This is a genomic window from Mesorhizobium sp. M2C.T.Ca.TU.002.02.1.1, from assembly GCF_003997225.1.
On record NZ_RZTO01001472.1, the window covers coordinates 1 to 549 of the forward strand.

Here is a 549-nt window from a genome sequence, read left to right on the forward strand (position 1 = left end):
GGATCGAGGCGGAAATGCATCTTTTCAGGCAGGCCGCTTCAACGGTGACGAGGTTGCGCGGAAGCCCGTTGCGACTCGCGGCCGGACAACCTACGATCGTTGTGTCATGGTCCCCGAGCCGCAAGGCGAGGGGTGAAAAGGGAACACGGTAAGACCTGCTTCGGGTCGAGGCCGTGGCTGCCCCCGCAACTGTGAGCGGCGAGCTCCGTCCGAAACGCCACTGGCCGGCAAGGCTGGGAAGGCGGATGGCGCAACGACCCGCGAGCCAGGATACCTGCCATCGACACGAGTTGACCGGACGGGGTGTGCCGGGAGGAGACGCGGGCACCGGCCTTTCGGCCGGCTCGTCCGGCATCCTTCCGTCGCCATTTTGGGGAAGTGACGGAAATGCTGGACGCCTCGAGAGCAATTCCAGGAAAAGTGTGTAGCGGTTTTCCGTCTGGAATTGCGTCAAAACAAAAAGATAGAGCGGTTCGCTGTTTCCGTGAAACGGTGAAGCGCTCGAGCCATCGCATCATCATCTGTTCGCTGTGCCGCGATACCGTGACC

1 riboswitch is annotated in these 549 nt (G+C 61.9%).

What is annotated here, in order from left to right:
• The first annotated feature begins 90 nt into the window (after positions 1-90).
• Positions 91-297: riboswitch (cobalamin riboswitch) on the top strand.
• Positions 298-549 lie beyond the last annotated feature (252 nt).